Annotated in this window: 27 protein-coding genes and 1 other annotated feature; of the genes, 14 read left to right on the forward strand and 13 right to left on the reverse strand. The window is 45.4% G+C overall.

Features of this window, described 5'->3' with window-relative positions:
• The first annotated feature begins 6 nt into the window (after positions 1 to 6).
• Positions 7 to 690 (forward strand): hypothetical protein, encoded by a 684-nt coding sequence (locus KNO94_RS02110; protein WP_251125762.1) that lies wholly within the window; start codon positions 7 to 9, stop codon positions 688 to 690.
• Positions 691 to 791: 101 nt separating this feature from the next.
• Complete coding sequence (locus KNO94_RS02115) at positions 792 to 1481, forward strand: glyoxalase (RefSeq protein ID WP_214777144.1); 690 nt, start codon at positions 792 to 794, stop codon at positions 1479 to 1481.
• A 21-nt stretch (positions 1482 to 1502) separates the two neighbouring features.
• Here the strand turns inward: KNO94_RS02115 and KNO94_RS02120 are convergent, their stop codons facing one another.
• Complete coding sequence (locus KNO94_RS02120; protein ID WP_214777146.1) at positions 1503 to 2312, reverse strand: diguanylate cyclase domain-containing protein; 810 nt, start codon at positions 2310 to 2312, stop codon at positions 1503 to 1505.
• A 217-nt stretch (positions 2313 to 2529) separates the two neighbouring features.
• On the opposite strand from KNO94_RS02120, the gene KNO94_RS02125 reads away from it, so the two are divergent.
• Together KNO94_RS02125 and KNO94_RS02130 are read left to right on the forward strand one after the other, a co-directional pair.
• Positions 2530 to 3075 (forward strand): Rossmann-fold NAD(P)-binding domain-containing protein, encoded by a 546-nt coding sequence (locus KNO94_RS02125; RefSeq protein ID WP_214777148.1) that lies wholly within the window; start codon positions 2530 to 2532, stop codon positions 3073 to 3075.
• Positions 3076 to 3185: 110 nt separating this feature from the next.
• Positions 3186 to 3920: a MerR family transcriptional regulator gene (locus KNO94_RS02130; RefSeq protein ID WP_214777150.1), complete on the forward strand. Its 735-nt coding sequence runs from the start codon at positions 3186 to 3188 to the stop codon at positions 3918 to 3920.
• A gap of 5 nt (positions 3921 to 3925) precedes the next feature.
• Here the strand turns inward: KNO94_RS02130 and KNO94_RS02135 are convergent, their stop codons facing one another.
• Entirely contained in the window at positions 3926 to 4627 is a 702-nt protein-coding gene (locus KNO94_RS02135) for a CPBP family intramembrane glutamic endopeptidase (RefSeq protein WP_214777151.1), read from the reverse strand.
• A gap of 91 nt (positions 4628 to 4718) precedes the next feature.
• On the opposite strand from KNO94_RS02135, the gene KNO94_RS02140 reads away from it, so the two are divergent.
• Complete coding sequence (locus KNO94_RS02140; protein WP_214777153.1) at positions 4719 to 5105, forward strand: NUDIX hydrolase; 387 nt, start codon at positions 4719 to 4721, stop codon at positions 5103 to 5105.
• A 67-nt stretch (positions 5106 to 5172) separates the two neighbouring features.
• Here KNO94_RS02140 and KNO94_RS02145 read toward each other — a convergent pair whose 3' ends face one another.
• From KNO94_RS02145 to KNO94_RS02170, 6 genes are all read right to left on the reverse strand, one after another.
• Positions 5173 to 6396, reverse strand: a complete 1224-nt coding sequence (locus tag KNO94_RS02145) for an MFS transporter (RefSeq protein WP_214777155.1) — start codon at positions 6394 to 6396, stop codon at positions 5173 to 5175.
• Positions 6397 to 6462: 66 nt separating this feature from the next.
• Positions 6463 to 6716 (reverse strand) — a binding site (T-box leader).
• Between the two features lie 181 nt (positions 6717 to 6897).
• Complete coding sequence (locus KNO94_RS02150) at positions 6898 to 7302, reverse strand: nucleoside 2-deoxyribosyltransferase (protein ID WP_214777157.1); 405 nt, start codon at positions 7300 to 7302, stop codon at positions 6898 to 6900.
• A gap of 18 nt (positions 7303 to 7320) precedes the next feature.
• Positions 7321 to 7581, reverse strand: a complete 261-nt coding sequence (locus KNO94_RS02155; RefSeq protein ID WP_214777159.1) for a hypothetical protein — start codon at positions 7579 to 7581, stop codon at positions 7321 to 7323.
• A gap of 16 nt (positions 7582 to 7597) precedes the next feature.
• Entirely contained in the window at positions 7598 to 8029 is a 432-nt protein-coding gene (locus KNO94_RS02160) for a helix-turn-helix transcriptional regulator (RefSeq protein ID WP_353047815.1), read from the reverse strand.
• A gap of 66 nt (positions 8030 to 8095) precedes the next feature.
• Positions 8096 to 8392: a hypothetical protein gene (locus KNO94_RS02165; protein WP_214740588.1), complete on the reverse strand. Its 297-nt coding sequence runs from the start codon at positions 8390 to 8392 to the stop codon at positions 8096 to 8098.
• Positions 8393 to 8490: 98 nt separating this feature from the next.
• Positions 8491 to 9696, reverse strand: a complete 1206-nt coding sequence (locus tag KNO94_RS02170; protein ID WP_214777163.1) for a cation:proton antiporter — start codon at positions 9694 to 9696, stop codon at positions 8491 to 8493.
• Between the two features lie 118 nt (positions 9697 to 9814).
• Between KNO94_RS02170 and KNO94_RS02175 the strand changes: the two genes are divergently transcribed.
• The 3 genes from KNO94_RS02175 to KNO94_RS02185 all read left to right on the forward strand — a co-directional run bounded on the left by KNO94_RS02175 (position 9815) and on the right by KNO94_RS02185 (position 12236).
• Complete coding sequence (locus KNO94_RS02175; RefSeq protein WP_214777165.1) at positions 9815 to 10183, forward strand: PH domain-containing protein; 369 nt, start codon at positions 9815 to 9817, stop codon at positions 10181 to 10183.
• 101 nt (positions 10184 to 10284) lie between these two features.
• On the forward strand, positions 10285 to 10956 hold the full coding sequence (locus tag KNO94_RS02180) for a hypothetical protein (RefSeq protein ID WP_214777167.1): 672 nt from the start codon (positions 10285 to 10287) through the stop codon (positions 10954 to 10956).
• A 299-nt stretch (positions 10957 to 11255) separates the two neighbouring features.
• The gene (locus KNO94_RS02185; RefSeq protein ID WP_214777169.1) at positions 11256 to 12236 is read left to right on the forward strand and encodes a Gfo/Idh/MocA family protein; all 981 of its coding nucleotides are present in this window, start codon (positions 11256 to 11258) and stop codon (positions 12234 to 12236) included.
• Between the two features lie 57 nt (positions 12237 to 12293).
• Here the strand turns inward: KNO94_RS02185 and KNO94_RS02190 are convergent, their stop codons facing one another.
• Both KNO94_RS02190 and KNO94_RS02195 read right to left on the reverse strand, forming a co-directional pair.
• Positions 12294 to 12695 (reverse strand): carboxymuconolactone decarboxylase family protein, encoded by a 402-nt coding sequence (locus KNO94_RS02190; RefSeq protein WP_214777171.1) that lies wholly within the window; start codon positions 12693 to 12695, stop codon positions 12294 to 12296.
• An 82-nt stretch (positions 12696 to 12777) separates the two neighbouring features.
• Positions 12778 to 13671, reverse strand: coding sequence for a LysR family transcriptional regulator (locus tag KNO94_RS02195; protein ID WP_251125763.1), 894 nt, complete (start codon positions 13669 to 13671; stop codon positions 12778 to 12780).
• Between the two features lie 117 nt (positions 13672 to 13788).
• Between KNO94_RS02195 and KNO94_RS02200 the strand changes: the two genes are divergently transcribed.
• The gene (locus KNO94_RS02200) at positions 13789 to 14571 is read left to right on the forward strand and encodes a 3-hydroxybutyrate dehydrogenase (protein ID WP_214777173.1); all 783 of its coding nucleotides are present in this window, start codon (positions 13789 to 13791) and stop codon (positions 14569 to 14571) included.
• 137 nt (positions 14572 to 14708) lie between these two features.
• Here the strand turns inward: KNO94_RS02200 and KNO94_RS02205 are convergent, their stop codons facing one another.
• A complete protein-coding gene (locus KNO94_RS02205; protein WP_214777175.1) occupies positions 14709 to 18095 on the reverse strand; it encodes a dynamin family protein in 3387 nt (1128 codons plus the stop codon).
• Positions 18096 to 18111: 16 nt separating this feature from the next.
• Positions 18112 to 18732, reverse strand: a complete 621-nt coding sequence (locus KNO94_RS02210) for an NAD(P)-dependent oxidoreductase (RefSeq protein WP_214777177.1) — start codon at positions 18730 to 18732, stop codon at positions 18112 to 18114.
• A gap of 175 nt (positions 18733 to 18907) precedes the next feature.
• Here KNO94_RS02210 and KNO94_RS02215 point away from each other — a divergent pair, with 175 nt between their 5' ends.
• The 3 genes from KNO94_RS02215 to KNO94_RS02225 all read left to right on the forward strand — a co-directional run bounded on the left by KNO94_RS02215 (position 18908) and on the right by KNO94_RS02225 (position 22134).
• On the forward strand, positions 18908 to 19999 hold the full coding sequence (locus KNO94_RS02215; protein WP_214777179.1) for an FUSC family protein: 1092 nt from the start codon (positions 18908 to 18910) through the stop codon (positions 19997 to 19999).
• A gap of 111 nt (positions 20000 to 20110) precedes the next feature.
• On the forward strand, positions 20111 to 20638 hold the full coding sequence (locus tag KNO94_RS02220) for a PH domain-containing protein (protein ID WP_214777181.1): 528 nt from the start codon (positions 20111 to 20113) through the stop codon (positions 20636 to 20638).
• Complete coding sequence (locus KNO94_RS02225) at positions 20635 to 22134, forward strand: PH domain-containing protein (RefSeq protein ID WP_214777183.1); 1500 nt, start codon at positions 20635 to 20637, stop codon at positions 22132 to 22134. The genes KNO94_RS02220 and KNO94_RS02225 overlap by 4 nt, the downstream gene beginning before the upstream one ends.
• Before the next feature lie 212 nt (positions 22135 to 22346).
• On the opposite strand, the gene KNO94_RS15320 is transcribed toward KNO94_RS02225, so the two are convergent.
• On the reverse strand, positions 22347 to 22469 hold the full coding sequence (locus KNO94_RS15320; protein WP_255349577.1) for a hypothetical protein: 123 nt from the start codon (positions 22467 to 22469) through the stop codon (positions 22347 to 22349).
• Positions 22470 to 22751: 282 nt separating this feature from the next.
• Between KNO94_RS15320 and KNO94_RS02230 the strand changes: the two genes are divergently transcribed.
• On the forward strand, positions 22752 to 24014 hold the full coding sequence (locus KNO94_RS02230; RefSeq protein WP_214777185.1) for an NCS2 family permease: 1263 nt from the start codon (positions 22752 to 22754) through the stop codon (positions 24012 to 24014).
• A 105-nt stretch (positions 24015 to 24119) separates the two neighbouring features.
• Entirely contained in the window at positions 24120 to 24584 is a 465-nt protein-coding gene (locus tag KNO94_RS02235) for a DinB family protein (RefSeq protein ID WP_214777191.1), read from the forward strand.
• Positions 24585 to 24765 lie beyond the last annotated feature (181 nt).

Here is a 24765-nt window from a genome sequence, read left to right on the forward strand (position 1 = left end):
ATATGAATGGATTCACCGACTAGACGAATCAATGAGAGCGGGCGAGTAGAGATGAATATATTGATCGGACAACCGAAGATGGAACAAGATCTTATACAATTGAAGGGAGAGATTGAATCAAACCCTGCGGTGGACTTGATTCTCTATCCAGAGGGATATTGTACATATAGAGAATTGGATGAGCTGAGTGACTTAGCAATCCAATTCAACACAACGATTGTTTTAGGGTATCGAGATGACACGAATAGAGACCGGGTCCTCATTGTAAATAAGAATGGCGAGACGTTGTTAACGCGACGGAAAACGCCTGAAAATGAGGTCTTGTACATGCCATCAAGTGCCACAGACGGAGCAGAAGAATACGGATATTTACTGTGCAGGGAGATTTTTATGGGGGTTGAAGGATTTAAGGGTCATGAGCATCTGACGATCATATTTAATCCAATCGGGGTCGGGATGTTTAGTGAGGAACAATTCACGGAGTGGACGGAAGAAGCTAGAAAAATTGCGATGGAACGAAAAACGATGATTATCGGAACGAGTCACGCAGATGGATCGTATCGAAATTGTGGAATCTCGATTCCGATCGCATATTGCTTTGATGAAAATGGAGAAGAAGTGTTTTTATCGAAAAATGATACGCGGACGCGAGTGTTAGAAACTGATTCAAGAGTTACTACATTCGTCTAATAAACGGTACCATCTCTAAAATAAAAATGAATTATATATAGCGATTTTTTATTTCACATACTGTATTTTAAACAATAATTTGAAAATATAAGGAGGCTTTTATGAGAATCACAGAAGCCACACTCTACACGAACCGACTTGACGAAATGAAACGTTTCTATACGGAACGACTTGGATTATCAGTCAGTGAAGAAGACCTGACCAGTTTTCGAATCAATCTAGGTGAAGATGCGTTGGTATTTCAAGAGGCTAAAACGGAGCAAGAGCGACAATACCATTTCGCGATCAATATTCCGGCTAATCGATTCAAAGAAGCAAAAGAATGGATCATGTCACTTGTCCCGCTTTTGACCGAAGACGGGGAGGACGAAATCTATTTTGAAGGGATCGATGCATCATCGCTTTATTTTTACGACGCGGATGAGAACATCGTCGAGTTGATTGCTCGACATTCGATTAATCCGGAAAGTAACATCGAATCTTTTTCGTCAAATGAGTTTCTTGGAATCGGCGAGATGAGTTTGACGGTAGAAGACCCGTCTCTCGTCGCACAGGAGCTTGAAACAATTGGAGTAAGACGGAGAGATGGAAACTCAATTGACCCTCGTCATTTGAACTTCATAGGTCCTCCAAATCACAATACTTACATTCTCCTCGTACCTCGAGGGCGTGTTTGGCTCTTCTCACCAAAACTGTCGATTCCGAGCCCGATTCAGATGGTACTTGATCAACAATATATCGTCGAAATGGATGAGAAACACGAATTTCATATTCACTCCATCAAAACATGAGTTCACGAATGAACTCATTTTTTAGTCTTTAGATTCTATATACCGATGAATTTCTTCTAATCGAATGGATGCGTTCTCTAAGTTCACTTCAAACGATTTGTCTGAGCATTCAACTGTGAGCGAATCTCCGCTCTGACGTGAATACTCTAGGAGTAGTGGTCTGATTCGTTCATGTACAATTTGTGCATTTTCGATTGACGTTTGAGGGAAAATCATAGCGAATGTGTCTTGCGCAACTCGATATTTCTTGTCTGTTCGTCGAGTCGCTTCGTGAAGTTCATCACTAAAGTAGTTCAAGAACCATTCATACTCGGATGAACCATACCGTTTTTCAAAATCATCAAGAATCGGTAATGTGATGAATGACACCACAAACGTTTCCCCGTGGCGAATCAACCGATTCCGTTCAGCCTCTACATCCATCAAAAACCGATCTCGGTTATCAAAACCAGTCTCTGGGTCGACCGCAATTAACTGACTGACCCTCGCTTCCGCAACCTTTAGTGCAAACTGGGCATGAAACAGCTTGACTTGGAGCCAGTAAGACAACCCCGTCAAAATCGCTAATAGTAATAAAATATATAGTTGCGCAGTAGCGGCAGTCTCATACACAGGCATCGTGATTAAAAAGTAAGCAGCGAATCCTAACAGAATGAGTACACCAGACCTGCGATAAATGAGCAATGTTGAAAGATAAAGAATCGGAATACAGATCATCCACCAAACAGGTAGATGATTCATGATCAGCAGAGAGGAAAATAGAATACTACATGCCAACGATACAACGATGAGTGCAATCAGTTGTAGTGAACTCGTTGTCCAATGTCTCATAGGTATCCTCCTCTTAAAAGAAAAAAATTGAAATCGTTACACTATTATCCATTTTCCAAAATAGTGAGTGTTCAAACCGATTTGAACACTTGATTCATTATAAGTGATTCACTCGATTATGAAAGGTTTATTTTTGAAAAGACGTGAATATTTCCGAACACATCTATAGGAAAAGAAGAATGAATGATTGGTGTATAATGGAAAGCGAGGTGGTGGTATGAATCTAAAACATATGTTGATTGTCGGAGGGACAGGGATGTTGGCCGAACTTACATCTTATTTAGCGATTGAACAGGATGTCACGGTCATTGGACGAGATAAAGAAAAAATGGCAAGCATCGTACAACGAAATCCTGAAACGTGTCATCCACTGATTGTTGATTATCGCGAGGAAGAAGCACTTTCAAGCGCACTGCAGCATGCAGTTCAACAAAACGGTCCGTTTGATCGAGTTATCGCCTGGGTGCATCGCGGCTCAGGGAAAGCGATGCAAATCATTTTGGAACATTCGGAGACTGCAGAGGTGATACATATTTTAGGTAGCCGGGCGAATTCGGAATATGAGAAGAATTGTCTATGTTTCAATGAACAACAAACGTATCGACAAGTTCAATTAGGTGAAATTCATGAGATGGCATCTGTCCGTTGGTTGACACACGACGAGATTGTAGAAGGGGTTCTCGATGCCATTCAGAATCAAGACGACTATCGATTGATTGGGACACGAAAGGATGACGTAGATGTTCACTCGAGAAATGATTAGTGAATGGATGGGGATGTACCACGAATTTCATTTTCAGATTAGGATGAAGGGATTCATCAGTTCAAAAGATATTCATACATACACGTCATTGTAGTTAGGAGGGTCAAAAATTGACCAGACACTATTCAACGGGAGAGGTCGCGAGAAAACTGAACGTGTCAGTGCGTACGCTTCGATACTATGACCAAATCAATTTGGTCACTCCATCGTATACAAACGATGTACAGAAACGATTTTATAGTGACGACGAAATGTTTCGCCTTCAAAAAATCATGCTTTTAAAATCGATGGCCGTGCCGCTTGATGAGATTCGGAGAATCTTAGATGAGCAATCACTTACAAGCATCTTGTCCGCCCATCTGTCCTCGTTAGAAGGAAAGATAGAGGAATTGAAGCAGGCGCAGAACCATACGGTCACGCTCCTTCAATCCATGAAGCTTGAAAATGAAAAAATCGATTGGACGAAACTGCAAACTATTCAAGCTAAATCAAATGACCGGAAACAATGGACGGACTATTTTACGGAAGAAGAGTCTGATTCATTGCAAGCAAGTTTACCTAAATTAGAAGACGGTGAGCATGATACGAAAAAGTGGATCAACTTGATTCGGAGAACCGAAATTCTAATCAAACGCGGGGTCGCCACTTCCTCAAAAGAAGCCCAAATTCTTAAAGAAGATTTGACTTGGTTAACAGACGAGACATTTGGAGACAATCAACAATTGATTGAATCATTTTGGAAGATTCGAAAATCAACTGATGCATCGAATGAATTAGGACTGTATCCAATCGATGCATCGATTCTTGCCTATATTGATTCACTATATCAAGAGATAGCAGACTGATTCCCTCATGCCAATGCAGTCAATAGAACGGCTAGCCCATTAAAGGTGCCATGGATGAGCATGCTGGAATATATAGAGTTGGTCCGTTCATATACCCAAGCGAATACTAGTCCCGATACAAAATTGACGAGTAACGTGTTTGTCGTCGGTAAATGAGCGAGAGTGAATATTCCAGCACTTACGATCATCCCGATCCCTACCCCAAATCGTTCTTGAAAGAAGCGGTATAAGAACCCACGATAAAAGATTTCTTCATAGATTGGTGATATGATGGCCGCCGACCCAAACGCAATCAGTATGGAGATAAGCGACAAGTCACTTTGCAAACTCTCTGTTTTTGTATTCGACGTACCGATGCCGAGATATGATTGGAATACGACGATGATGATACTGAGTACAATTAACACAATTGTCCATAGAAAGATGATGCCCGAATCTTTCAATGGAAAACGGCGAAGTCCTAACGTTTCCAGCGATAGGGTTTGAGGACGTATTGCGACGAGATAGAGGACAGTCATAAATATTATGGCCAATAACAGGCCGATACTTGTTCCTGAATAGAGGGTGTTTCCCCATGACTGTTCTAGAAAGTTGTGTAATTGTCGCTCGATAAGTAGGGGCGTCACTCCGAATAGAAGAACCATCGTAATTGCGAACTGATTCCATGTCCAAATGGGAGTTGTTTTCTTTTGCATTTGATTCAACATCGTATTTCCTCCTTATGTGGTTGTAGCCCCATCATATCGGGTGACGTAACGTCACCTGCAAGCAGAAAAATGAAAAAGGAGTAATAAGACTATGAAACAGTGGATTGGATCAGCTGCTTTATGCATCAACGAAGAGAGGAAAGTTCTCCTCGTAAGGAATCGTGACGTGCAACAATGGAGTTTGCCATCAGGTGGTTTAGAAGAAGGAGAAACGCCTGAACAGTGTTGTCTGCGTGAAGTGTTCGAAGAAACGGGTTATCGCATTTCTATTAATCAAAGATTACATATCAAACGAGCCATCATCTCAAGTTATCAAGTCGAAACGCACTATTTTTTGGCAACGTGTGACGAGCGAGTGGCGACTGCAACTATCGACTCGGACATTGATGAGGTAAAATGGTGGTCGATTCATGAAATAGAGCGATTGGAACTTGCATTTCCAGAGGATCTTGAGCTGATTAAACGGTGGAGTGTGTGATGAAAAATCAATGAAGCGATTCATCGATTAAAACAAGCCGGTCGCATAAAAACGACCGGCTCATAACTTAAGAAACTTCTTCGATTTGATTGTGTATGAAATACTCCCGTTTCGAGCGGTCGCGAATGACATATATGGTGTAACAACCAACAAGGAAAAAGATAATCGAGAATGCGAGATAGACTGGGCGAATCCCGACCATTTCGGCAAGGAGTCCGATCCCGAATGTGAGCAGGATGACGAATAGCGACTCTGCCACATTGATGACGCCAGAGAACCGGCCCATGATTTCGATAGGAACTTGGTGTTGATAGAATGACAAAAATCCGGTATTGGCGAACGCAAGCGCGAACGTCAGAATAAAGAATCCGATGGAAGCCATCGTGAACGAAGAAGAGCCTGCGAATAGGAGATAGCCGACGGGTGTCATGATTGCCCCGAATCCGATACAAAACGATAAGGATAAACGGTGACTCCATCTTGAATTGATGAGTGACCCAACGATAATTCCAATCCCAGCGATACTGACAAGAAAGCCATATCGGCTCTCAGATAAGTGAAGGACTTGGGTCGCAAATGACGCTTCCAACGAATCGAGTCCAGACATGAAGATGGTTATGACACAGAACAAGCCATAGATGATTGTCACATATCTGGCATTCGAAGCGAATCGGATGACGACTTTCCAATCTTCGATAATTAATCGGACGGAGAAGGATTCAATAGATGCATTCGTTCTAAGATGAGACGGTAGGCGCGACAACATTCCGACCGAGACAACGAGTGCGAACGCGTTCACGAAAATTGCAGTTGTTGGACTCCCAACTAGCAAGAGTAGTCCGGCAATTGTTGGACCTAAAATAAATCCGGATGATTGCACAAAGTTCTTCATCGCATTGAACTTTTGTCGATTTGAAGCAGGTACGAGTTGTGTCATGTAGACCAGACTCGATGATTCGAATAACGAGCTCATCACATTGAGAAGAAAGACGATCCCGTAGATGAGCCACAGTGAATCAATCCAGCCTAAGCTGAATACGAGGAACGCACGCAGACCATCCAGTAACATCATCAGTCGTCTCGTATCGACCCGGTCAATCAGGCTACCTGACCAAAGATTCGAGACGAGCGATGCGAGCGGGACTAATACATAGAGAATCGAGACGGCGAAAGGGGATCCCGTCATCTCTAAGACAATCAAGTTGAGTGCGATAAAGTATACCCAGGCACCGAGGTTTGAGGTTCCGACACTGACGAGCAGCAGCGTAGAGGTTTTTCGAAACGAGTTCAAGTCAATCACTCCTTCTAATATTGATCACTTTCGGAACGCAAAAAATCCCACCCCCAAGAACGAATTCTTGGGGACGAGATTCTCATCGTGGTGCCACCCCTGTTCGTCCGCACGTTACCGCACGAACCTTATTCGGTACTCCCGAAAAAATCGGACTATACCTCAACTCTATAACGGGAGTGCCCGTCGCCATATCCCTCGGGGTGAGCTCCATGGCGCTGCTCAGAGGCTTGTTTCGACCAACGTTCTTTACTCCTTTTCACCAGACGGAGCTCTCTACGAAAGATTCGTTGATGTACTGTTCTCTTCATCGCGTTTGTCAGATCATTTTGGTAAGGATAGCATATTGTGAAAATATTGGAAACAACATTTTATTGAATCTAACTCTAATCGCAATCAGCCAAGAAATCGGATTCAATAGTTCGGCTCAACTGAACAAGCATTTCACGGAATGGGTAGGCTGCACCCCGGCACGATTCCGTGAGAATAAAGGGCATCAGCTCAAACGTGATTAGAGAGCTTCAATCGATCTTGAATTTGGTAGGGGAGGGCGTTGAACGGTCCCTCCAAGCGTTGTACCGCATTCACATGATAAAACGTGCTCGTCTCCTCCCTATTCATCATCTGATCCCCCAAATCGTATAGGAAAACGTGTTTATTCGTCCCGATAGCAATCCCAAGTTCAACATGTGCGCCTTTACCTCCAGGCAATAGGATGACGACAAAGTCCGCTGATTGAATTCCAGAAACCTCCTCTTCGCCAATCGAGCGTAATGCATCAATCGATGTGGCGCGTTCGTTTTGAGTCCAATCATATGTATGGGTGTGACCGAGCGCAATCAGCTCATTACGCATGAACCGTACTTCTTCGATATTTGAAAAGCTTGAACCGACATAAAATCGCATGTGAAAACCTCCAATTCGTTATAGATGATTCATCTGGTAAAGAGCCACAACATAAAATAAAATGATCAACAAGCAGCAAAGTACAAAGAAAGAAATCACGCTAATTAGGACGAATTTCATCAAAGAAAGTGAAACGTATGATTGAATCAAGCGTGTGGTAAAAATCGACGAGAGGACGAGTAAAATGATTGTGCCGATGAATCCAATCGTGCCACTTGTCACGCTTGGAACGTACCAAAAATAAGTGATTGAGAAGATGATGAGGATTAAAGCTATCATTAAATCTTTACGCTTTTTAATCATTTAATCCCTCTCGTTGATGTTCCAACTTCGACCTTACCTGTTCGGCATCCTCTGCATCAAACGTGCTGTACCACCTCACATGGTTGAAATCGATGATCCGATAATGTCCGCTGATGATATTTTGTTGAAGGGTGTAATGTGGACCTGACTCGATTGCATGCCAAAAGACGCGTCCGCCGAGTGTTTTTTCTTTCGGCTCATAAGTGTTCTCGGTCGCAATCAGTTTGACGAATTCGACGGGGTCGTCACCAATCAAGTGTATGAGAATCTCACTTTCGTTAAACAAGGCGCATAGCGTCACAATCGTCGACCAACTCGCTTCATTCCGCTCCTTCTCGATTTGGATGAGCGTTTTTTTTGAAATACCGAGTAAATTCGCCATCTCTTCCTGTGAATACTGAGATTCGATACGAATCAATTTCATTTTTCGAGAAACCTGTCCAATAAATTCGGATTTTTGCATATGGTTTTTCCTTCCTGTTTGTCCGACTCAGAGCGTCGCTGAGCTAATGAAAATCAAGATCCACGAGATTCCGAGAAACACAATAAATAAGAGCAGGCAGACGATGATATAACAGCAAATGTATTGCCAGTAGGTCAACCGCTTCGATTGATAAAAATGGTATGTAAAACTGAATGTCGCAATCCCGATGACTAAGAACGCAACGATATCCCAGATGATTCCGACTTTCAAGAAAGATGGAGTGAGAAACGAAGCGATGAGTGCAAGCACGACCGTCACAATTCCCGTAGAGATGGCGGCGGATGGCGTTGTAGTATTTTCCAACAAATCACCTCCCAGTATATTACAAGTGTAATTTTACACTAAAAGTGGGCGATGTCAATTTCAGAATCAAAAAAACCCTTCTTTGTGGAAGGGTTCCGTCACTCGTCATGTTTATTCGTTAAGTAGGTCGTCAGTGGATAGACACCGATGCTTTGTAACACGAGAGAGAGAAGGATGACCGCAAATGCGAGAGAAATCATTTCGCTCGACCCGTTAATCTTCTCTGCCTCTAACCAAAGGACGAGCGCGATCGACATCGTACCCTTGATGCCGGACCATGTGAGTAAGGAAGTCGCCGTCAAATCACTTTGAAACTCTTTTCGCCAGATCGGAACGGTATAGACAAGACCGCCGACGACGATGAAACGGGTCAGGATGGAAAGGAGGAATAAAAGTACTGCGAATGTCCAGAGCGACACAGACAAATAACTAGTCGCCTCGATTCCGATTAATAAGAATAAAAGGGCAAGTAAGATTGGGATGACGATGTCCCAAAAACCGTCAAGATGACGCTGGACAGTTTCACAATCCTCTTTAGTTCCAAGTTCATGAGATAGCATCATGCCTGCCGTCACGGTCGCAAGGACACCCGATACTTCTAGTGCATCGGCAAGATAGAAAGCCCCATATGCGGTGACGATTGTCAACATGACGAGTTCATGTTTTTTAAAACTGACAATCATCAATTTCTTAAGTAGAAATCCAAAGATAAAACCGATGCCGATTCCTCCGGCAGACACAATCAAAAATTCGGTCAAAAAATTGAAGGTGGAGAAATGCTCTCCCGTTGCGAACATACTGAGAAAGATGGTGAAGATGACAACACTTGTTCCATCGTTCACCATCGATTCACCTTCGACAACATCCGCAATCCGCTTCTCACCTTTACTCCGCTTTAAAATCGCGGTAACGGAAACGGGGTCGGTCGGAATCAAGATGGACGCCAATAAAAAAGAGGCGGTCAGGCTGAGCGGGGTAAACCACTCACTGATCCAAAACGTACCATACCCCATCAAGATGGCGGTCAAGACAAGACCGACCGTGCTCAATATCGCGATGATTCCAAAATTATCTTTTAAGTCGTTATACTTAAATTGATAGGCCGACGTAAACAGTAAAGCCGGTAGGAACACCTCAAAAATCATATCTTTCGTAATGAATACGGAATCAAAGAAAGCAATATAAGATAGTCCGATCCCAATCAAAACCAGGATGACGGGGACAGGGAAATAATTTCGCTTGGAATCAATCAAATATATGAAATAGCCAATCAGTAACAATGTGATGACCTGTTGCGCAATCATGACGACGTCCTCCTCTGAAATCAACATGCTATACAATATGTTCCCATTTAAGGTCTAATCAAACGATAATTGTGGAATATAGGGAGTAGTATGCTCATTTATTTCAGGAGGGATGAATATGGGAAACCCGATTGGGGATTTGTCTTGGACGTTTTATTCCGAATGTGAGGTGCCGAGTGATATCACGGAGTCCTTCATCGACGGGGAGCGGGCGGTCGCTGCCTATAAGACAGTGCGTGACGTCGCCGTCTTCACGAACAAACGACTGATCGTCCGTGACGCACAAGGACTGACGGGTAAAAAAATTGAGGTGTACTCGCTTCCATACGGCTCGATCAATATGTACTCGACGGAGAATGCGGGAAGAATGTTTGATTTCAACTCCGAAGTTCAGCTGTTCACTCGCGCCGGAACGATCAAAATCAATTTGAATAAGAAAGTGGACGTGCGTAAGTTCGACCGATTGCTAGCCGAAGCGATTCTCTAATCGATTGGACCGAGAATTCTCTCGGTCCTTTTGTTTGGATTTTTCTGACAATTCATCATATGTCGTGATACGATAGAACAAAATGAGTGATGGAGGTTACGATGCGATTTACAACCCGATTATTGATAATCATGCTCGTCAGTTTGATGTTGATAACTGGATTTATCCATCTGGCCCGTCTGTTTTGGGAATGGTTTCACGACCCGACAGAGGGTGGGATCATACTACGTTTTTCTGGAGAAGATGGTGTAAGCGGTGATGCATTTGATGGGAAGTCTCGTTTTTGGAAAGGTGATGATCTTCAATTTTTAAAAAATGACTTTTTAGACTATACGTTTGGAACAGATGGGACGGTAACCGAGTCGGGGAATTCATATTGGTTATGGTTCCTTATCGGAGGGGTGATTGTTCTTTTGATTTTGACACTCATGATGATGCAGAAAAGAAAACGTGTTATCTCGACCATTGATTTCTCGAGTGACGGTGTGAAACGGAAAAATAGAACAATGAAAACAAATGTATTTGTAGACCCGACTGAGATCAAATGGACCGATAACGCGATTCGGAATGCACTGATTCAATTCAACGCAGAATTGCCTGTTTCTCACAAGCATCGCTCGAATGAAACGGTATTAGACTGGTTTGCGAGGATTGGAATCCATGCGATCGATCTCTCTCCATATTGGCAATCAAGATATAAAGGTGAGGTAGTGAGTGATGAAGATGTTCGACGGTTTCGTGAGGGATTATACTTAAAGAGAGTTGAGGAGTAAGTGATTTGCATCAAATGCGTGTCGGTATAAACTTAGCTCTCGCCTTTTTGATATTTCACATACCGTATATAAAAAAGTAGGAATCAATTGATGTAATGAAAAGATATGATAGGCGTTTCGTTCAAGCGCTTTGATTTTATCAACGTGATGGTGATCGTTTGGAACAAATCATCCCTGATACGGTTTCCTGTGCAAAAGTACTGAAATCGATAATCCCTCTTTTTGGTTATGATAAAATTCCTTTATTGGATGAAATCTTACTTACGAAAAAACTGAAAGAATAGAAATGAGGAATTCACATGATCCGTTTTGGCATCATTGGTACAAACTTCATCACAGACTGGTTTATCGAGACAATTGATCAGGTGGATGACGTAGAAGTGACGGCACTTTACTCGCGCACGGAATCGCGTGCTAAAGAATACGCAGAAAACCACTCCATCTTACATACGTTCACGTCACTTGAAGAGATGGCACAGAGTGATGTCATCGATGCCATTTATATTGCGAGCCCGAACTCACTTCACGCCGAACAGAGCATCTTGTTCATGCAGCATGGGAAGCACGTCCTCTGTGAAAAACCGCTCGCCTCGAACGTCGAGGAAGTCATCCGGATGGTTGATGTCGCGAAGGAAAACCAAGTCGTCTTACTTGAAGCACTACGAAATCTGTTCATGCCGAACCTTGCACGGATTCAACAGACGATGGAGAAAATCGCTCCGGTGCGTCGTGCCGTCTTTAATAAATCACAGTATTCTTCACGATACGACCTCTATAAACAAGGGGAAAATCCAAACACGTTCAATCCTGATTTTTCGAACGGATCGTTGATGGACCTCGGTGTCTATCTTCTAGGGCCTGCTTTAAAACTGTTCGGTCAGCCGAATGCGATCCAGGCGAGCGGGGTTACGTTAGAATCTGGAGTGGACGGGAGCGGGACGGTCATTCTCTCCTATGACGACCTTGATGTGATTGTCATGCACTCAAAGATTCATGCGACATCGACTCCTTCTGAAATCATCGGAGAAAAAGGGCGTATCGTCATCAATGATATTGCGACGTGCGACGAAGTCCGTTTAGAGTTACGGGATAGCACGTCAGAAATCATATCAGAAGTGCAGAATGCTCCGATGTCATACGAGATCGAAGCATTTGTCCGAGCAATCGAAGCGCGGGATTCAGATACGGTTTTGCATGATGCGGCCGATATGATTCGCCTTGCGGATGTGATGACAAAAGTACGAAAACAAGTTGGTGTTCATTACCCAGCGGACACATGATAAAAGCCCATCCGCTCGGATGGGCTTTTATCATGTTGAAGCAATTGTGAATAAAGATTATACAGTAGTTGTGACAGTCAATCCTCGTTCTTCAAATACTGTTTTCGCAACGGCAAGAGCGTTGAGTACACGTGGGAATCCTGTGTATGGGACAAGATGCATAATCGCCTCTACAATCTCCTCACCGCTTAACCCGGCTGTCAGTCCAGTGTTGATATGGAGTGCTAATTGTGGTTCTGTGCCTTGTGTGACGAGCGTTGAGATTGTCACAAGTGCCCGGTCACGATTTGGAAGCCCCTCACGGCTATAGACATCGCCGTATGCAAAGTCTGTGATCCATTCTCCGATGGCTGGAGCGAGTTGTTCCAATGCGTTCGCAATTCCATCATGAGTCGATCCTGCATCTGGACTCGTGAACTCTTTCAACTTATTGACACCTCGTTCATGTCGTGTTTTCATTTTCCATTCATCCTTTCTGTTTATACTGCATTTATCGTAACAATCCTGTAGTCATGCTTCCAATTCATCTTTTTTATATCAGTTATGCATCAAACGAATACTCTTCGGTCAAGAAGCGAATAAATTCTCTCGACGCAAATGACATATAGCGTCCTTTTGCTGTAGCAATTCCGAGTTGCCACGGAATTCTCCGCTTAAGTGGAATCGCTCTTACTCCATGAACATTCATCTTTTGCATAATTGTACGAGGCAAGATGGTTACAGCATTTCCTTGAGCGACAGAGAGACATAAAAAATCCCATTGTCCGCTTTCCTCAATGATTTGTGGGTGGAAGCCTGCTTGTTCACATGCTTCTCGAACGACGTGATGAAGGGAGAACTCTTCTGTGAAAAGAACAAATGCATCCTTCGCCAGTTCTTCCAAACGTATTTGCTTTCGTGCAGCAAGAGGATGGGTAACAGGCAGATAAGCATACAATTCTTCAGTGATGAACGGGATCTCTGTGAAGGCTGAACCAGCTGGTAGAACCGTCGCAATGACATCGAGCTCACCATTGTCGAGTGCATCCCCGAGCGTATGGCCACCTGCCTCTGTGATGATGACTTGGATATCCGGATAGAATGAATGGAACGTGTTCAAAAACTTTGTAAAAAATAAAGATCCAATCAAAGGAGGAAGACCTAATCGAATCTGACCTCGTTTCGATTGTGTGATATCAAATACGTGATTCGGTAAATCTTCAAGTTGACGCAACAGCAATTCACTCTCAAAAAGTAAGGCCTCCCCGACGTCCGTCAATTCAATTTGCCGTTTCTGTCGGTCGAATAGCTCGACTCCTAGCTTTTCTTCTAAGTGTCGGATTGTTTTACTCAAAGTCGGTTGTGTGACATGAAGTCTCTCTGCTGCTCGGGTGAAACTTTTCTCTTTTGCGACCGCTGTGAAATATTGCATCTCTCGGAATTCCATATCGCTCATCCTATTCTTTGGTGGAATGGTTTCTATAATAAATATTCATTTTTATTATCATTTAACTAAGTATACAATGAAGTCTGTAAAGGTCAATAAATGGATCAAGAGTAGGAGGAAGATGACATGAAACAGCTACAAGACAAAGTTGCGTTAGTGACAGGGGCCGCTAGCGGGATTGGTTTAGAAATTGCTGAAGAGTTTGCCGCGGTAGGAGCAAAAATTGCAATTGTCGACATCCAACTTGAAAAGGCTCTCTCTGAAGCAAAGCAATTAAAGGAGACAGGTTATGAGGCAATTGCTGTCGAGGCAGACGTGACTAATGAAGAAGCGATTAAACGAAGCATAGATCAGACTATGGAAGCATTTGGGCGGATTGATATCGTCATCAATAATGCTGGGATGCAACACGTGTCACCACTTGAAGAATTTCCAACGGAGAAATTCGATTTACTCCAAAGTATTATGCTCCGCGCACCGTTCTTATATACGAAACATGTCTTTCCGATAATGAAACAACAACAGTTCGGACGCATCATCAATATGGCGTCTATCAACGGTCTCATCGGATTTGCTGGAAAAGCAGCTTATAACAGTGCGAAGCATGGCGTGATTGGATTGACAAAAGTCGCTGCGCTCGAAGGTGCAACTTCAGGGATTACCGTGAATGCAATCTGTCCTGGCTATGTTGATACTCCGCTCGTGCAGCAACAACTTGATGATTTGGCAAGAACCCGCAACGTTGCCAAAGAACGTGTGCTCGAGGAGGTCATCTACCCACTCGTGCCGCAACACCGTCTATTACAAGTGAAGGAAGTCGCGGACTATGCGATTTTCCTCGCAAGTGATCAGGCAAAAGGAATCACGGGACAAGCCGCTGTCATCGATGGCGGATACGTTGCTCAATAACAATAAAATGAAACTCCTCCAATGTGTGTTGGAGGAGTTTCATTTTTACTCTCTGTTCAAATAAAGATATCTCAGAAACAATCCCAATACAATCGTCATGACGACGGCGGGGATGAGTCCGATCAGTAGTAGCGTACTCATACGGTTTCCTTTCTGATCGACTCGAGTCGATCACGCATGTCATCAAAAGACTGACTATCCGTCAACATGCTGAGCTCTGCATCGGCGAGTTCCGTGACTTGAATCGACCATTCTTGTTCAATCTCGGCTTCGGATTTCTTGATTTCTTCGTTGGCCCGCTCAACTTGCTTCGTATGAATCGTTTCAAGACGTGAACGAATCATATCGCGAAGCAGTGAGGTCAACTCATCTTTCAATTGCGTTCGTCCGTCTCCCTCGAAAAATTGACTCGCATTCTTATAGCGCCTCAACACCGACTGATAGGGGGGTGTCTCGAGATGAATCGGTTCGACAGCCTCTCGTAGCCATGCCACGTCGAGTTCTCGGTCGAATTCAAGCGTCGGAAGGAGAGACGCTTGACGTTCTGTCAACCGTTCGACCAATGAAATAAACTCACGTTTAACGTATCGCTCCAACCGATATTGGAACACTTGGAGCTCTTGTTGGATGTCATAGGCATATTTATCGAGTGTACGTGCGAGGGCACGCTCCAAGCTCTTCCTTGACCCGTCGACCTCGACCGGATGGAACGTTTCTTTGACGAAGTCCGAGAGTCGCAGGAGCGATCGCGTCTCGAGGTGGGCGAGGAGTTCTTTCGCTTCCCGGTCAAATAAATCGATGAGTGCTGATACACCGAGTGCCGGCGGGTTCTCGAGTAAGGCATACAATTGCTTTCGACGATGTTCTTTCGCCGACGCGTCTTCTTTCGCTTCGTTCAAAACACGATCAAATGCAGCGAGTAGCGCTGTCGTTTCTTCCTGGATACGCATCGCGTTGGCGAGACGAAGGTCTTTGTCGACATAGCGTTCAAGTGTCGAGACGAATCGATCGAATCCCGCGTCATGCCCTTGCATGGCGTTTCGGCTCGAGATGGGGAGGACGCTTGGTCTACGGACACCGAGCGCGGTCAACTGTTGCGAAACATAGCTTGTGACCGCATCCCGCTCCTCGTCATCTGTCGCAAGATCAGAGGCGTTCACGAGGAAGAACATCTCGTGGTCTCCTGTCCCTTGGACCCGTCCGAGCTGAATGACGAGCTCCCGGTCCGCTTCCGTGAACGCATGATTATAATACGTGACGAATAAGACGGCGTCTGCGTCACGCATGTAGCCGAACTGTACCTCGCTATGTCGGTTGAACTGTGAATCGGCACCTGGCGTATCGACGAAGACGATACCACGTCGTGCCCAAGGGGAGTCGAGATATAGTTCGATTTCTTTCACGATACAGCTTTTCTCTTCTTCTGCGACGAACGCGCAGAACGTGTCATAGTCGACGACTTCCGTTTGTCCGAGATAATCGAGCGGTGCCGCCTTTACCGCGTTGACGAACGGATGATCGACATCGAGTGAGGCGAGGGAAGTCCCGTAACCTTTTAGCTCGTCCTCAAGTTCATTTCGTGATTTGAAGGTGATCATCGCTGTTCGATTCGTCCGACCATCTGGCGGTACGATTTTCGTGATCGATGCTGTCAATGGGTTCGGTGAGGTCGGTAAAACTGTCTCCCCGAGAAGGGCATTGAGGGTCGACGATTTTCCAGCCGAAAAAGCACCGAAGATGGCGAACGTATATTGCTCATGCTTCGCGCGCTCGATTTTCTTACGTAATGTTGAGACACGGGAGCGGAACAATGGATGATTCTCTAATATTTCACATACCGCATTTTCATATGAAAAATTAAAATCAAATAAATAATGATCATCATCTAAAATCGACGTCGATGCAACCTCTGATTCAACAACATTCGACTGTTTTTCGGGAAGGTACGTCGCGTCGACATAGTTTCGAACGGCCAACTGATCTAACTGATTTGAATCAAGTTGTAACGTTTCATATTTACCGATTGCATGTAGACGATTTATGAGGCGTAAACGTAATGCTTCATTATCAAGTGCCTCATATAATTCGTCTTCTTCAGTCAAAAATTGTTCCAAGCGCATGTCGACTTCCGCTTTCATATACGTATCCGTCGAATGGACCCAAGGTTCAGATACTTTCGTCACCCATGTCGCAAGGCCTGATTCGATGTCACGACTGAACTGAAGCACCGTATCACCGCTGAGTGATGCGCCGGATTTCACTTGTTCGGTGATGAGTGAGCTCGGTGCAATCGGGAGGACATCGCCTTTCGGTAGGAGAGTATCTGGAAGTTTCAAATCTCGGATGATGTCTTCCGCGTACTTCACGAGGTGCGGTCGTAAGTTCATATCAATCAGACGGTTGAACTCTTTGACGGCCACTTCCTCACGACGAGCTCGTTCTTGCTTCGTCTTTTCTTTCGAGAACAAAAGTCCGACCTTGAAAGAAGGAGAACAACTCTCGAGATAAGAGCGTAACAACTCACGGAACTCATAAGTCATGATTGGTGCACTTTCGACGATTGGTGCCTGATGTTTGAAGAATTCGCGACGAAATGATGTCCACCATGCCCGTTTCTTCTCAAGGCGATGTAGACGTGACTGCATTTCCTTCGGACTCTTTTCATAAGTTGGCAATTGATCCAACATCGATTGAATCGATGATTCGTTGCGGCGGACTAGCGTATGAATCAATGCATCCGCATGCTCGACTTGCTGCTGTCTCGAGTCCGTGATGACTTGACGTACATATGATCGCAAGCGCTCGACTTCGTTATGTGGATGCTTCAAATCACGAAGTGAGATGTAGAACGTGTCATTTGGGACGATGTCATGATGACGGAATGTTTTCGTCAATGACGCCTTGAAGTCCACAAAGGAAAGCTCATCCTCATCATGCTTGTCGATTTGGTTAATGATGATGGAATAGGGACGACCTTCCCGGCTAAATTGTTTCATCAGTCCGATGTTTTGTTCCGATTGGACATGGTTGTAGTCCATCATGAAGAACAAGTGATCGGCCAAGAAGAGCGAGCGCTCCGTCGCTTGGCGATGTCGTTCATCCGTTGAGTCAATCCCTGGCGTATCCATCAATACGACGTGTTCATCAAACGGGAATCGGTCAATCGTATACTCGACTTCCTTGATTTCCTCGACTTTGCAATAGTCACTAATATTTGATAGGGAAGAAGGGTCTAATGAAATCCAATCCGTATCATTGATCGCGACAGCTGCCGCAGATTCGCCACCTCGTAATGTGACGATATTCGCACTCGTCGGAATCGGACTTGTCGGAAGGAATCCGTCCTCTAGCCAGTCGTTGAGCAATGTCGACTTCCCGGCTGAGAAGTGACCACAGACGGCAATCCAGACTTCTTCATTCGTTACTTTTTGTAGGGCTGTCCGAGCGAGTCGTGCAGCGTCCGTCATCTCCTCTTGTTCAAACGTTAAAGCGAGTCGTGCTAATTGTTCTCGTTGTTCGTGCATGTTTCCCATCCCCTAATTATGATTCCGTCGTGATGCCGACACGGTGTCCGACATATGCATCATTCGTTAAACAATACATCGCTAAATCGGCGACATCGTTCCTCGAGATTGGACCTGAATATTTCGTGCCTAATACCTCTTTTGAGATGATGATGTCTCCGTCCGATTGCTCATCGATCAGTTGAGTCGGACAGATGATCGTGAAGGCTAAACCTGAATCCCGTAATAACTCATAAGCGCGGGCATGATCTTCGGCTGCGGTTGTCATCGTACGCTTCGATTCTTTCGTTTCAAAGCGATAGTTGTCGCTATCATGCGCCTGTAAGATGCCGGCGGTCCCGACCGTGATGATGCGTGTTACGTTAAATTGTTTCATCGCTTCGATCACGAGTGGTGTGAATGTAGACAATACGTTTTGTTTGTCCGTCCCTAACGCCGAAATGACGACGTCTGCAGATCGAACCGTTTCTAGTACTGCTGCTTGGTTCGTCGCGTCTCCTAAAATTACATCGATCCCTACTTTGGAATCCATTGGCTGTCTCGTTAACAGTCTGACGCGATGCCCCTTTTCAAGTAGACGTTCAAGCACCCGTTCCCCAGTACGGCCACTTCCGCCGAATAAAGCAATTGTTGACAAGTAAACCCCTCCCCATCAAGATGAAAGAAATATCCAACGCCATCATAACACGGAAGCGTTCACAAAACTGCCTGAAATGGTTCATTTCCACTTGAAAAGAATATGGTACGTTTTAGAATTGAAGAAGAAGGCAAAAAATACATATGACAGGTGTAAGAGAGGAAGGCACCACTACATGAAATTTGGGGCTAGAACTATTAAGACCGGACTATCGGTCGCAATCGTCTTGCTGATTGCCGAGGCATTTCAATTCCAACAAATCGTCGTCCCGGCACTCGCTGCGTCACTCGCGCTCCTGCCGTCAGTTTATCAGACTGGGCTTCGTTTGATCGAAGAGATGAAAGGGAACCTGATTGGAGCATTACTCTCCGTCGGATTTCTGCTACTCACTCCGAATCCGACACCAATCGCTATCGGATTCGTCATCATCATCGCCATCTCCATTCTTCTCTTTTTAAATTTAGAGTCGACGACACGGACCGTCATCTTGACGACGATTCTCATCATGGAAGGGGCGAGCCAGTCGGATATGCCGGTGTGGGTGTTTGCGGGCGAACGTTACCTACTTATTATGATGGGGATTACGGTCGCATTGATTGTGAATGCACTGTTGTTCCCACCTCGCTACGAGCGGAAACTCGAAGCACAAATCACCGACACATTTCAAATGGTTGTTCGGATCGCACGCTTGTTTGCGGAGACGGAAGGCGGCCGCTCCTCATTCGACTCGTTACCAGAGACAAAGAAGTTGCATAACGATTCAAAACAGACCTACGCCTATTTTGAAGAGGAAATCAAAGCGAATCGTTGGCTTGAGAAGAAGACACCGATCTTTCGTCGAGCTGTCTTGAAATCTAAGATGATTGAGACGAACCGTGCCGCGCTACATGTCATCGAGAAGCTCGATCATGATTTTCATACGATTGAACAACTCCCGCCCCAATTGAGCGAAGAGCTGTATCGCCACATTCGTCACTTGTTGCGTCGACATGAGCGTCTGTTTTCAGCCTATGAGCTCGAGAACGAGCACCTCATCGATCGGGAAGAGGATCTCATCCATGAGAACTTTGACTTTGCGAAGTTAATGATTGAGAAGATGAGAGAAGAAGAGGAAGAACTCATCCTCATCGTCGTGCCGCTCGTGGCGACGATGACCGACTGGGTCAAGGCAATGAATGAACTCGAACGCTACCTTGTAACGGAAATGAAGAAACATGGGGACAACCTAAAAGTGGAACCACGTAAGAAGTGGTTTTTTGAAGACTGAGAAACGGGCCGATATTCGGCTCGTTTCTTGTTTTCGTTCAATACGAAACCTTTTTGTGGCTTCAGCGTATACAATAAAGACAGATACATATGAACGTTAGGGGGATTTACCATGTCAGAAACAACACCGACACCTGAAGAAGGTGTCACACCACAGCGAATCAGCGGCACACTTCCAATCGAGGCACGCGCTGTCTTCCGGTTATCTAGTGCAATTTTTTATATCATTGGACTTCTCATTACGGGAGCTCTTGTAGCGGCCGCTTACTGGTTCGACTGGCTAACTTGGATACAGATTGGTTTGATCGTGCTACTCGTCATCGATGTCGTCTATAGCCTGATTGATCTCATCTGGTTCCAAAAGTGGAAACAAGAACGATTCACGTATGACGTTCAGCCGCTCGAGATTCGAATTCACCATGGGATCATCACGACACACGATGTGCTCATCCCGATGACAAAAGTCCAATATGTTCATGCGGAGCAAGGACCGATTCTCCGTAAATACGGGTTACAGACCATCACCATCGGGACAGCGGCCGGATCTCATGAAATCTATGCGATTGAAGAGTCGTTCGCCAAGACACTCCGTGAACAGATTGCCATCTATGCACGCATTGAAGAGGAGGATGTCGTATGACCGATTCTGCGTTAACGTGGCATCGACTTCCAAATCGTGTGTTGGCACTACGCATCTTAGAGGTCATTAAGTCATTCGCCATTCCAATCGTGTTGCTCTTTGTACTCAATAACGACTGGGATTCGACGTATGGAATTATTCTACGAGTAGGTATTCTACTCTTCCTATTACTCGATATTGTTCAGAAGTTCTTCGGATGGTTAAACTTCCGATATGCCCTCGATGAAAAGACTGTATATGTCATCGAAGGGAATTGGTTGAAAAAAGAAAAGTCGCTTCCGCTTTATAAGATTCAAAGCGTCCATTCTAACAGCCCGTTCCTTTATCGATTGCTTGGTGTCGTCGAATTGACGTTCGATACGAACGCGAACAGTGACGATGCTTCCTTCAAATTGGCGGGTGTCTTCCCGACAGAAGCCAAACGACTGGAAGAAATCCTCGAACAAGTTCGTCACCGGAAACAAAATGGAGTTGCGGTGGATGGCTCAGAAGAGTCGGATGAGACACCTGCACAGGCAACACCGGTACCAAGTCGCCTGTTGTACGTCTTATCTACGCGCGAAATCGTGTTAGCATCCATCACTTCGCTCTCTGTATTCGCCATCTTCCCAATAGCTTCCACGATCATTTCCTCGATTGATGACTTCATCAATTTGGATGGGGCGTTTAATCAAGTCGAAGATTATGTCGTCCATGCGTCCATCATCGCCATCGGTCTGCTTGTCCTCGGGGTGTTGCTACTATCGGTCGTGATCGGCATGGTCATCAACTTCTTGAAGTATGGGAACTTCCGACTGGAGCGGAGAGGGGAACGCATTCGTGTCGAGAAGGGATTGTTGAACCGGAGTGCGAAAGAAATCCCATATGAGAAGATTCAAGCGATTCGCATCAAAGAGACGTTCATTCGTCGTTGGTTCCATATCGTCGGGGTCGAGCTCGTCGCAGCAGGGACAATGGATGAATTGAAGGACGAATCGTCAACAATTCTTCCGTTCGTTCGTCGTGACCGAGCGATGCGGGTGCTCCGAGAACACTTCACGCACTTCACATGGTCGGACGAATTACACCGATTACCGAGACGTGCCTTAGGAATCAAACTACTCCGAATCAGCTGGTTCGGCTTCATCATCTCAGGACTCGTACTATATTTCTTCCGAGATTATGCCTGGTGGCTACTGCTCTTATGGGCCATCATCATCGGAGGGCGCGTGCTCAGTTTTGTCACGACAAAATATGTCCGCATGAATCAATTCATCCAGTTACGGACGGGAGCGTTCAACGTCCGCTCATTCTTGACGGACAAACCGCGAATCGAGCAGATTCAAGTGAAGCAATCGCTCTTGCAGCGCCGTTTCGGGTTATGTACGGTGCAGTTCTCGACACGGGGAGGGTTCCTTTCAGTTGAGACGATTGATGACATTCCAAAAGAAGATGCGGACGCGATGCTCGTCTGGTTCTCCCGATACAGTGAGATGAACGAAAACCGCTCAGGCTGATTGATCCTGAGCGGTAAGATTATTTGTGATTTTCGTGTCAAATAACGTTTCTCTTACTGAAAACGCGGATAAAGTATGGTATGATGCAAGTAGAAAGAGACCGGTGCTGGACACACCGACCTCTGGCTTACAGGCTACCACTTTAAGAGTGGTCCCAGCCGCCACAATGGTTAGTGAATCAGAAAGTGACCCATCTCATTGCGCCGAGGGGGTCATTTTTTTGTGCGTTCAGACGTTGCACGATCGGATGTTCGGTGAATCACCAAGTGAACGATGATCGGAGCGAGGATTGGAATCATGACATAATCCCCAACCCAGGTCCAAAGTTGTTCCATCCGCACCACCGCCTTCCTCCATTGTGGACTTGGCGGCTGACCCCACTATTGCTGCGTTAACCTGCCTCTTCATTATAACAGATTTGTTCGCAAAAAGGCGTTATAAATAAGAACAAACGTTCTTGTTTTATAAAATGAATCTTTTGATGGAATCAGTCTCAAGAATGGGTCCAAAGAAGGAATTGAGTCGAATCGCTCTTGCTTGTTAGATGTCTGACAGGATATAATCAATCTCGTGTGTATACACGGGTGGGTGAGGGTGCCAATAAAGGATTGATTCCTATGGCAAAACAAACAGAATGGAAAACAGAAACATACGGGGGCGTGCTGAACTTTCTGGCGACAGCATACATCCCGGCCGTGCATGCGGCAATCTTGACACAAGCCGGACTCCCGTTCGAGGGGGCGCTCGTCGGAGCGATTTTGACAAGCATCATCGGGACATTGATTGCGGGATTCTTCAATCTGCCGCTTCTCTTGTTACCGGGAATGGGGATTAATGCGCTCTTCACATACACGCTCGTCCTACAGATGGGGTTGAGCTGGCAAAGTGCGCTCGCCGTCTCGTTCGTCTCAGGTGTACTCGTCGTACTATTGACGGTCACCAAAGTGGCGAGGAAATTGGCGAACGCCTTCCCGCCAATCATTCATGATGGATTGACGGTCGGTCTCGGCCTCTTCCTCATCTTGATCGGGCTCGAGGCGGCAGGGATCGTCTCAGGCGGGGGTGGGGCATTGCTTCACATCGGTGACCTCGGAGAGCGTGACGTCCAAGTCGCATTCCTGTCACTATTCGTCGCCATCTTACTGTTCTTGAAGATGGGACCGAGCAGCTTCCTTTGGACGATCGGTTTCGGTGTCGGACTCAGTGCCATGATGGGAACACTCGATTGGACGGGAAGCTTCGCGTTGACACCGTTCTTCGAATCGTTCGGCACGGTATTTGGGAACATCTCGTTCGCGGAATCTGCGTCTCCACTCTTCTTCGTCGCGGTCGGTGTGCTGACGCTCGTCTTGTTGATTGAAAACATCAGCTTGATTCAGAATCAGACACGTGCAATCGGCAAAGAAGAAGACGCGCCGAAAGGTCTCGTCGCACAAGGCCTCTCGACGATGGCCGGGGCCATGTTCGGTTCAAGCCCGACCGTCTCGACGGTAGAAGTGGCTGCCGGGATATCGATCGGTGCACGAGGCGGGATCGCTTCATTCGTCACGTCTGGATTGTACGTAGTATCGCTCTTATTGCTACCGCTCTTTGCAATCATCCCTGTGACGGCGATCGCACCGGTGTTGATTATCATCGGCATGATGATGTTCCAAAACGTGAAGCATTTGCCTCTCGATAACTGGGAGCATGCCTTCCCGGCGATTCTCGTCATCATCATGATTCCGTTCACGTATTCCATCGTCGATGGGATCGGACTCGGGTTCATCGCGTACACGATGATTGTCTTGTTCAAGAAGGGCTACCGGTCACTCAGTCCGGTCGTCGGTGTCTTGACCGTATTGTTCTTAGTTTTCTTCTCATTACCAGTCTGGTTATAGAGACACACGCGGCATCGTTCATGAAGAACGGTGCCGTTTTTTAATTTAAAAAGACTCGTTCATGCTATAATCGCAGTAATTTGAATGGAACGGGGAGGGGATTGGATGCAAGTCATTCAAGAATTCGCATCGTACACAGAATGGCTCGATTCGTTAGAAAAGCTGAGTGAATCCGATTGGAATGAACAGATAAACTCGGAGAAGTGGTCCATAAAGCAAATCGTCTTACATATCGCCCATTGGGACAATCATCTGTTGAATGTCATCATCCCATCGGTGAAGAACGGGGAAGGGATGATCTTTCCTGACTTTGACTCGTTCAACGCGCGAGCGACGAAAAGGGCGGAGAAGTTATCGGGGGAAGTCGTATTGAAGGAATCACTACAAAGTCGACGAGCACTCATCACCATGCTCGAATCCTTAAGTGAAGAAGCGCTGACTTTTAAAACGACAGCGAATGGTGTCTCGCATGATCCGCCTCAAGGTGTCCCCTACTCGTTACATGTGATCATCGAAGAATTCATCGAACATGACCGGCACCATATGAAGCAAGTCGAGTCTATTCTCTAGCGATGAAAAAAATTTATGAGTCTATAGATCAACTGCTCGTTCAATGAACGGGCATTTTTCTTTTGTCTAAAAATAACTGAATATTCCGTAAAAGTTCATGGTATAATCCATTTAATCCTATTTCCAAAAAAAAGGATTTAGACTATGAGAGGAGCCGTCACGTCAGATGAAAACGATCAAA

The organism is Exiguobacterium sp. s22 (assembly GCF_018617455.1).
GTDB lineage: Bacteria > Bacillota > Bacilli > Exiguobacteriales > Exiguobacteriaceae > Exiguobacterium.

What these genes read in the sequence shown, in the direction of transcription:
- KNO94_RS02205 (WP_214777175.1), bottom strand. Translation starts at nt 18,095, where the DNA reads ATGCACGAACAACGAGAACAATTAGCACGACTCGCTTTAACGTTTGAA.
- KNO94_RS02185 (WP_214777169.1), top strand. Translation starts at nt 11,256, where the DNA reads ATGATCCGTTTTGGCATCATTGGTACAAACTTCATCACAGACTGGTTT.
- KNO94_RS02220 (WP_214777181.1), top strand. Translation starts at nt 20,111, where the DNA reads ATGTCAGAAACAACACCGACACCTGAAGAAGGTGTCACACCACAGCGA.
- KNO94_RS02110 (WP_251125762.1), top strand. Translation starts at nt 7, where the DNA reads ATGGATTCACCGACTAGACGAATCAATGAGAGCGGGCGAGTAGAGATG.
- KNO94_RS02175 (WP_214777165.1), top strand. Translation starts at nt 9,815, where the DNA reads ATGGGAAACCCGATTGGGGATTTGTCTTGGACGTTTTATTCCGAATGT.
- KNO94_RS02160 (WP_353047815.1), bottom strand. Translation starts at nt 8,029, where the DNA reads ATGAAATTGATTCGTATCGAATCTCAGTATTCACAGGAAGAGATGGCG.
- KNO94_RS15320 (WP_255349577.1), bottom strand. Translation starts at nt 22,469, where the DNA reads ATGGAACAACTTTGGACCTGGGTTGGGGATTATGTCATGATTCCAATC.
- KNO94_RS02125 (WP_214777148.1), top strand. Translation starts at nt 2,530, where the DNA reads ATGAATCTAAAACATATGTTGATTGTCGGAGGGACAGGGATGTTGGCC.
- KNO94_RS02140 (WP_214777153.1), top strand. Translation starts at nt 4,719, where the DNA reads ATGAAACAGTGGATTGGATCAGCTGCTTTATGCATCAACGAAGAGAGG.
- KNO94_RS02155 (WP_214777159.1), bottom strand. Translation starts at nt 7,581, where the DNA reads ATGATAGCTTTAATCCTCATCATCTTCTCAATCACTTATTTTTGGTAC.
- KNO94_RS02200 (WP_214777173.1), top strand. Translation starts at nt 13,789, where the DNA reads ATGAAACAGCTACAAGACAAAGTTGCGTTAGTGACAGGGGCCGCTAGC.
- KNO94_RS02135 (WP_214777151.1), bottom strand. Translation starts at nt 4,627, where the DNA reads ATGTTGAATCAAATGCAAAAGAAAACAACTCCCATTTGGACATGGAAT.
- KNO94_RS02170 (WP_214777163.1), bottom strand. Translation starts at nt 9,696, where the DNA reads ATGATTGCGCAACAGGTCATCACATTGTTACTGATTGGCTATTTCATA.
- KNO94_RS02195 (WP_251125763.1), bottom strand. Translation starts at nt 13,671, where the DNA reads ATGAGCGATATGGAATTCCGAGAGATGCAATATTTCACAGCGGTCGCA.
- KNO94_RS02190 (WP_214777171.1), bottom strand. Translation starts at nt 12,695, where the DNA reads ATGAAAACACGACATGAACGAGGTGTCAATAAGTTGAAAGAGTTCACG.
- KNO94_RS02180 (WP_214777167.1), top strand. Translation starts at nt 10,285, where the DNA reads ATGCGATTTACAACCCGATTATTGATAATCATGCTCGTCAGTTTGATG.
- KNO94_RS02115 (WP_214777144.1), top strand. Translation starts at nt 792, where the DNA reads ATGAGAATCACAGAAGCCACACTCTACACGAACCGACTTGACGAAATG.
- KNO94_RS02230 (WP_214777185.1), top strand. Translation starts at nt 22,752, where the DNA reads ATGGCAAAACAAACAGAATGGAAAACAGAAACATACGGGGGCGTGCTG.
- KNO94_RS02150 (WP_214777157.1), bottom strand. Translation starts at nt 7,302, where the DNA reads ATGCGATTTTATGTCGGTTCAAGCTTTTCAAATATCGAAGAAGTACGG.
- KNO94_RS02235 (WP_214777191.1), top strand. Translation starts at nt 24,120, where the DNA reads ATGCAAGTCATTCAAGAATTCGCATCGTACACAGAATGGCTCGATTCG.
- KNO94_RS02225 (WP_214777183.1), top strand. Translation starts at nt 20,635, where the DNA reads ATGACCGATTCTGCGTTAACGTGGCATCGACTTCCAAATCGTGTGTTG.
- KNO94_RS02120 (WP_214777146.1), bottom strand. Translation starts at nt 2,312, where the DNA reads ATGAGACATTGGACAACGAGTTCACTACAACTGATTGCACTCATCGTT.
- KNO94_RS02215 (WP_214777179.1), top strand. Translation starts at nt 18,908, where the DNA reads ATGAAATTTGGGGCTAGAACTATTAAGACCGGACTATCGGTCGCAATC.